This is a genomic window from Quadrisphaera sp. DVD1, from assembly GCF_058932755.1.
The window spans coordinates 1-7159 of sequence record NZ_JBZYWI010000153.1; the positions used below are offsets into that span (position 1 = coordinate 1).

Sequence of the window (7159 nt, forward strand, 5' to 3'; positions counted from 1 at the left end):
CGGTGCGCCTCCACCGACCCCGTGCTGGCGCGCGCCCTGCACGCCGAGGCGCTGGACGCCGGGGCCCCACCCGCTCCCAGCTCCGCGCGGCGCGCGGAGCTGGCGGTGCTCCTCGGCGACCTCGACGCGGGGCTGCGCGAGGTCGACGCCCTGCTCGCCGAGGAGGATCCGCCCGACCTCGCGCGCGCCGTGGCGGCTGCGGCGACCGCCCTCGCCCGCCGGGGTGCGCTCGACCGCAGCGCAGAGCTCCACCGCTGGCTCGGGCCGGAGCGCTCCGGCGCCCGGGCCGGCCTGGGCGCCGTGGCGCTCCTCGGGGTGGGCGACCGCGCCGGGGCCCAGGCGCTGCTCGCCCGGGCCCAGCGCGGCGACCCCCCGACGCTGACCGCGGGCGCCGCCGCGCTCGTCGCCCGGGGCGTCCAGGAGTCCGTCGACGGCGCGGCCGCCGACGCGCTGAGCACCCTCACCCGGGCCTCGGCGGTGATCACGGCGACCGGGCCGGCGTCCCTCATGCTCGACACCCCGGCGGCCCTGGCCGCGCTCCTGGCGCTGTCCACCGGGCAGCTGGCCGTGGCCGAGCACGTGCTGGCGAGCGCGCTGGAGGCCGGTCAGGGCGGGCCGGCGGCGCAGCCGCGCCACCTCCTGCTGCGCGCGTGGACCGCCATGCTCGCCGGCCAGGGCGACCGCGCGCGCGAGCTCCTGCACCGCGCGACCTCGAGCTCGGGCGGTGGCGACCTCGAGCCGCGTGACGACCTCTTCCGGTGCGCGCTGGAGGTGGGCCTGGCGCGGCGCGCGAGCGACGCCCCGGCCCTGCTGCGGGCCTGGTCGGTCGCCCGCGACCGGATCGTCTTCCACCCCGTCGACCTCTACGCCCTGCTCCCCCTCGGCGAGCTGGCCCTGGGCGCCGCCCGCCTGCGCGAGGGCGCGCACCTGGAGCCGCACCTGGCCCGCGCCTGGTCGCTGCTGGACCGCCTGGGCGGCCCGGACGCCTGGGCCTCGCCGCTGCACTGGTACGGCGTGCAGGCGGCGATCCTCACCGAGCGCCCCGGTGACCTCGAGCCGCACGCGACGGCGCTCGTGCGCGCCTCGGCGCACTCGCGCTACGCGGCGGCGCTGTCCGCGGCCGGGCACGCGTGGATGGCGGTGCTCGTCGGCGGCGCGGACCCCGCGGAGGTGGAGGCCGCAGCCCGCGGCCTGGCCGCCGCGGGCCTGTCCTGGGACGGCTCCCGCCTGGCCGGGCAGGCGGCGGCCCGCACCACCGACCGCCGCGCGATGGCGACGCTCATGCAGTGCGCGCGCTCGCTCCAGGGACCGGTGGGCGGGCGCTCGCCGTCGGGGAGCGGCCCGGCCGGAGCGGACGGCGCCGAGCCGTCAGGGGGTGCCGGCGGGTCCGAGGCCGGCGCGGCGGACGGGTCGACCGGGCGGCGCCCGGCGCTGGAGCAGGTGGCGCTGAGCCCCCGCGAGCGCGACGTCGCGGCGCTCGTGGTGCGCGGGGAGACCTACCGCGAGGTGGGCGCGAAGCTCTTCCTGTCACCCAAGACGGTCGAGCACCACGTCGCGCGGATCAGGCAGCGGACCCGGGCCACCGACCGCTCGGACCTGATGGCGCGGCTGCGGGTGCTGCTCGCAGAGAGCGAGCCGCACGCGTGAGGCGCGCCGCCTCGTAGGAGGCGAGCACGCGGTCGGCCGTGGCGTCCCAGCCGAAGCCCTCCGCGTGCGCCCGGGCGCCGCGCGCCAGCCGCTCCAGGCGGGCGGGGTCGTCGAGGAGGCCGGCCAGGACCTGCCCCCAGCGGCCCGGGTCGTGGCCCTCCACGAGGACGCCGCTGGTGCCGTCGGCGACCGCCGTGCGCAGACCGCCCACCGACGCGGCCACCACCGGGGTGCCGCTGGCCTGGGCCTCCAGGGCGACCAGCCCGAAGGACTCGTTCGAGGAGGGCACGGCGACGAGGTCCGCGGCGCGGTACCAGTCGGCCAGCACCTCCCGGGGCGCGGGCGGCTCGAAGCGGACGACGTCCGGCACGCCGGGCACGTCGACGAGCCCGAGGCCGCGGGCCAGCGCCTCCAGCTCGTGCGGGCGCTCCAGGCCGCTGCCGGAGGGACCGCCGACGACCGCGACCACGAGGCGGGGACGCAGCGCCGGGTCGCGCCGGAGCATCGCCGCGGCGGCCCGCACGAGCACGTCGGGGCCCTTGAGCGGCTGGATCCGCCCGGCGAACAGCAGCACCGCCGCGTCCTCGCGCAGGCCGAGCCGGCGGCGGGCCGTCGCGGCGTCGCCCGGGGCGAAGACCTCCAGGTCGGCGCCGGGGGGTGCGATGTCGATGCGCTCGGGGTCGGCGCCGTAGTGGGTGACCAGGTCGTGCGCCTCGTCGGCGGTGTTGGCGACCAACCGGTCCGCGGCCGCGACGACCTGCTCCTCGCCGATGACGCGGCCCACCGGCTCGGGGGCGTCCCCGGCGGCCAGGTGGGCGTTCTTGACCTTCGCGAGGGTGTGGGCGCTGTGCACCAGCGGCACCTGCCAGCGCTCGGCGGCCAGCCACCCCACCTGGCCCGAGAGCCAGTAGTGGGAGTGCACGACGTCGTACCACCCCGGCTCGTGGCCGGCCTCGGTGCGCATGACGCCGGCGGCGAAGGCGCACAGCTGCCCGGGCAGGTCCTCCTTGGCGAGCCCCTCGAAGGGGCCGGCGGGCACGTGGCGCACGAGGACGCCGTCCGCGAGGTCGGCCACCGGCGCCTGGGCCGAGGAGGTGGCCCGGGTGAAGACCTCCACCCGCGTGCCCCGGGCGGCCAGGCGGCGGGCGAGCTCGACGACGTAGACGTTCATGCCGCCGGCGTCACCGGTGCCGGGCTGGTCGAGCGGGGAGGTGTGCAGGCTGATCATCGCCACCCGGCGGGGCTGCCGCCGCGCCGCTCTCGGGATCCTGCGCACCGGACGACGCTAGCCGAGGTGGCGCCCAGACACCCACCCAGGAGGCGCGCAGGGCCCGCGGAGCACCCGCGGTGCACTCGCGGAGCACTCGCGGAGCACCCACGGGCGCCCGCCCCCACGCGCCTGGCAGCATCCTCGGCCGTGGCGCGCTCGGCAGGTCCTCGGCCCGTGGGCCTGCCGACCCGCGGCACGACCGGCACGAACCGCCTGCGCCGCGTGGACCGCTGGGTGGCCGGCACCCGGGCCGGCCTGCTGCGCCGCGCCGACGACCCGCTGGTCGTCGACCTCGGCTACGGCGCGTCCCCCGTGACGACCCTGGAGCTCGCGGCGCGCCTGCGCGCGGTGCGCCCCGACGTCGAGGTGGTGGGGCTGGAGATCGACCCCGACCGCGTCGCGCGGGCGCTGCCGCTGGCCGGGCCGGGCGTGCGCTTCGCGCGCGGCGGCTTCGAGCTCGGCGCGCCGTCGGTGCTCGGCGGGCGGCGGCCGGTGCTGGTGCGCGCGGCCAACGTGCTCCGCCAGTACCCCGTGGACGCCGTCGCGCCGGCGTGGGCGGAGGTCACCGCGCGCCTGGCGCCGGGCGGGGTGCTCGTGGACGCCACCTGCGACGAGGTCGGGCGGCGGGCGGCGTGGGTCGCCCTGGCCGCCGGCCCGCAGGCGCCGGTGGCGCTGTCGCTGACCCTCTCGCTGCGCCTCGCCGGGCTCGAGCGGCCCGGCGTCGTCGCCGAGCGGCTGCCCAAGGTGCTGATCTCCCGCAACACCCCCGGCGAGCCGGTGCACGCGTGGCTCTCGGCGCTGGACGCCGCCTGGGCGCGGGCGGCGCCGCTGGCGGCCTTCGGCGCGCGCCAGCGGTTCGCCGCGGCGTGCGCCGCGGTGCGCGAGGCCGGGTGGCCGGTGCTCGACGGGCCGGCGCGCTGGCGCCTCGGCGAGGTCAGCGTCGCCGCGGGCGCCGTGGGTCTCGACGGGGGTCTCGACCGGGACCTCGACGGGGGCGCGCGCGAGGAGCGGTGAGGGCGGGGCTCACCAGCCGCCGTAGGGCCCGCTGGACGTCGAGCCGCCCCGGCCCTGCACGGCCCGCAGCGCGGGGCGCACCCCGGCGAGGAACCCGCCCGAGGCGGCGACGGCGATGATGCTGAGGAAGCCCAGGACGCTGAGGAAGCCCCCCGGCAGCGCCAGGAAGCCGATCACCGCGGCGACCGAGAGGACGCCGACCCACAGCCGCTTGGTCTGCTTGCCCGCCGCGACGTACGCGTCCGCGCGGAACCGGGCCGCCTGCACCAGGGCCCACACCTCCATCGCGAAGGCCGCGATGCTGAGCACCATGAACAAGACGCCCTGAACCGCGAAGAGGCCACCCACGCCCTCGATGCTATCGGGCGGGCTCGGCCGCGGAGCGCCCCGCGCGGGTGTCGAGGAGGATCGTCACCGGCCCGTCGTTGACGAGCTCGACGGCCATGTCCGCGCCGAACACCCCGGTGGCCACCTCCAGCCCGCGCCCGCGCAGGTCGGCGACCACCGCCTCGACGAGCGGCTCGGCCACGGGCCCGGCGGCGGCGGCCGACCAGCTGGGGCGCCGTCCCCTCCGCGTGTCGGCGAGCAGCGTGAACTGGCTGACCACGAGCACCGGCGCCCCGGCGTCCAGGGCGCTGACCTCCCCGCGCAGCACCCGCAGCTCGGCGACCTTGCGGGCCACCTGCGCGGCGTCGTCCGGCCCGTCGTCCACGGCGGCGCCGACGAGCACGACCAGGCCCGGCCGCTCGATCGCCCCGACGACCTCGCCGTCGACGACCACGCTGGCCCGGGTGGCCCGCTGGACGACGGCCCTCACGCGCGGTCGGGCAGGGCGAGGAAGCCCTCGGGAAGGGTGGGCACGAGCGCTCCCACCGGCCGGCCGTGGCCGAGCACGGGCGCGGTGCCCACCTGCTCCAGCACGGGAGCGCGCACGCCGAGGGCCCGCAGCGCCGCGGCGAGCGCCACCGGGGCCGCGCGCGAGGCGCCGTCGAGGACCTTCAGCGCCACGGCGCGCCCGTCCGGCAGGCCGGCGGCGTACACGCCCTCGGCGCCGTCCTTGGCGACGAGGCCGCCCACGCCGGCCAGCAGGGCGCTGACGTCGCGCCCGGTGCCGCCCACCATCTCCGGGTGCGCCCCCATCGCCGCCGCGACCTGGTGCTCCGCCGTGCCCTCGGGGGCGCTGGCGATCCGGCCGAACGCGCGGGCCAGGCCCGACAGCGGCGTGGACAGCAGCGGGGCGCCGCAGCCGTCGACCGTCGTGCGCGAGCGCCGCGAGCCGGTGAGGTCGGCCACGGTCGCGCGCACCTGGCGCTGCAGCGGGGAGCCCAGGTCGAGGTAGGCGGTCGGGTCCCAGTCGGCGGTCACGCAGGTGAGCAGCATGGCCGCGTGCTTGCCGGAGCAGTTCTGCGCCACCGACGCCGGGCCGTGGCCGGCGGCCCGCCAGGCCGCGGCGGCCTCGACGCCGAAGGGCAGGTCCGGGGTGTTCTGCAGGGCGCGCTCGTCCAGGCCGGCGCGGGCCAGCACCGCCCGCACGCCGTCCAGGTGCCGCTGCTCGCCGCTGTGGCTGGCCGCGGCGAGCGCGAGGAGGGCGGGCGCGTCGGCGAGGTCGAGGCCGGCCTGCACCATCGCCGTGGCCTGCAGCGGCTTGAGCGAGGAGCGCGGCCAGACCTCGGCGTCGGGGTCGCCGACGGCGGCCAGCACCTGGCCGTCCGCGGCGGTGACCACGAGGTGGCCCAGGTGCACCGACTCCACGAGCTCGCCGCGGACCACCGCCGCCAGCGGCCGGGCCTGCGCCACGAGGGGCGCCAGGCGGCGGGCGAGCGCGCCGGGCGCGCTCGCGGGCAGCGGGGGCAGGGCCGTGGTCACGGCGCCGAGGCTAGGGCCAGCGCCGGACGCCGACGACCGGTACCGCCGACGACCGGTTCCGCCGACCCGGTGGCGCCGTCGGCGCCGGGCGCCCGGATGCGGGACAGTTCTGCTGTGCAGGGACGGGCGGAGGAACCACCGGTGGCCGAGCGGGAGGGCCACCGGCCCGACCGCCGCCCCGGCGCGCTCCCCCCCGCGCCCCGGCGCGCCTTCGCCCTCGTGCTCACCGCGACCGCCGCGCTGACCCTGCTCGGGGCCGTGGCGCCCCCGCCGTGGCGCATCGGCGTGATCGCCGCGACCCAGCTGCTGGGCACCGCTGCCGTGGCGGCCGCCGTCCGCCGCTACCGGCCCGGGCGCCCCGGCGTGTGGGTCTGGCTGCTCGCCGCGGCGTGGGCGTACTCCCTGGCCTGGTACGCGCTGCTGCTGGACGCCGGCCCGGTCGCGGTCGCGGCGCTGTGCCTGGGGGCCTACACGGCCATGGGCCAGGTCGTCGTGCTCATCACCCGCCAGGCGGACAGCCTGCCCGGCATCGACCGCCTCGACGTCGCCCTGCTGGCGATCAGCGCCTCGGCGGCCAGCCTGCACCTCACCGGGGCGCTGCACAGTGCCAGCGGCACCACCGAGTCGTGGGTCGCCGCCCAGGCCGCCGGCACGGTGGTCTTCGCCGCGACCGCCGTGTGGGCCGTGGTGACCGGCCGGTCCTCGGCCCCCGCCGTGCGCCTGCTGCTCGGCGTGGCCGGCGGGCTGGTCGTCTGGCACCTGGTGACGCTGGGCGTGGCCCTGACCGGCACCTACCGGCCCGGCTCGCGCGTCGACGTCCTCGTCGTGCCGGGCTGGGGGGCGCTGGCGGCCGCCGCGTGGCAGCCCTCGATGCGGGCGCTCGGGCGGCCGACCGCCTCCTCCGACCACAGCTTCCCCGGCTCCCTCGCCGTGCTGGCCGCGGGCCTGACGCTGGGCGTCCTGCCGCTGGCCAGCCAGCTGAGCGGGCGCCCGGTCCCCCCGTGGGTGCTCGTGGCCGGCACGACGAGCACGGTCGCGCTGCTCCTGGCGCGGGAGGTGCTCGTGGCCCGGCGCGCCACCTGCCTGGCCGACGGCGACCCGCTCACCGGGCTGGGCAACCGCCGCTCCCTGCTGCGCCGCCTCTCCGCCCGCGCCGGCGACGCGCACAGCCCGCAGGCGCTGCTGTGCGTGCTCGACCTCGACGCGTTCCAGGACGTCAACGACAGCCGCGGCTCCGCCGCGGGCGACCGGGTGCTCGCCGAGGTCGGGCGCCGCCTGGCCGCCCAGGCCGCCCGGGCCGGTGAGGGCGCCAGCGCCTACCGCCTCGGCGGGGACGAGTTCGCCGTCCTCGTCCCCGTGCCG

At 79.6% G+C, this 7159-nt stretch carries 7 protein-coding genes; 3 read left to right on the forward strand and 4 right to left on the reverse strand.

Going from position 1 to position 7159, the window contains the following annotated elements:
* Window positions 1-1647, forward strand: a 1647-nt coding sequence (locus tag AC5FZL_RS14200; RefSeq protein WP_493619543.1) for a helix-turn-helix transcriptional regulator, incomplete at its 5' end; no start/stop codon positions are given.
* Here AC5FZL_RS14200 and mshA read toward each other — a convergent pair.
* On the reverse strand, window positions 1562-2875 hold the full coding sequence (gene mshA / locus AC5FZL_RS14205; RefSeq protein ID WP_493619549.1) for a D-inositol-3-phosphate glycosyltransferase: 1314 nt from the start codon (window positions 2873-2875) through the stop codon (window positions 1562-1564). The two genes, AC5FZL_RS14200 and mshA, sit on opposite strands and share 86 nt — an antisense overlap.
* Before the next feature lie 216 nt (window positions 2876-3091).
* Between mshA and AC5FZL_RS14210 the strand changes: the two genes are divergently transcribed.
* Window positions 3092-3931, forward strand: coding sequence for a class I SAM-dependent methyltransferase (locus AC5FZL_RS14210; protein WP_493619544.1), 840 nt, complete (start codon window positions 3092-3094; stop codon window positions 3929-3931).
* Window positions 3932-3940: 9 nt separating this feature from the next.
* Here the strand turns inward: AC5FZL_RS14210 and AC5FZL_RS14215 are convergent, their stop codons facing one another.
* From AC5FZL_RS14215 to AC5FZL_RS14225, 3 genes are read right to left on the reverse strand one after another with little or no spacing between them, the layout of a single operon-like run.
* Window positions 3941-4279 (reverse strand): DUF2516 family protein, encoded by a 339-nt coding sequence (locus AC5FZL_RS14215; protein ID WP_493619545.1) that lies wholly within the window; start codon window positions 4277-4279, stop codon window positions 3941-3943.
* Between the two features lie 10 nt (window positions 4280-4289).
* Window positions 4290-4748, reverse strand: a complete 459-nt coding sequence (gene dtd, locus AC5FZL_RS14220) for a D-aminoacyl-tRNA deacylase (RefSeq protein ID WP_493619546.1) — start codon at window positions 4746-4748, stop codon at window positions 4290-4292.
* Complete coding sequence (locus tag AC5FZL_RS14225) at window positions 4745-5797, reverse strand: asparaginase (protein WP_493619547.1); 1053 nt, start codon at window positions 5795-5797, stop codon at window positions 4745-4747. The genes dtd and AC5FZL_RS14225 overlap by 4 nt, the downstream gene beginning before the upstream one ends.
* Before the next feature lie 141 nt (window positions 5798-5938).
* Here AC5FZL_RS14225 and AC5FZL_RS14230 point away from each other — a divergent pair.
* Window positions 5939-7159, forward strand: a 1221-nt coding sequence (locus tag AC5FZL_RS14230; protein WP_493619548.1) for a diguanylate cyclase domain-containing protein, incomplete at its 3' end; no start/stop codon positions are given.

What these genes read in the sequence shown, in the direction of transcription:
- mshA (WP_493619549.1), bottom strand. Translation starts at nt 2,875, where the DNA reads ATGATCAGCCTGCACACCTCCCCGCTCGACCAGCCCGGCACCGGTGAC.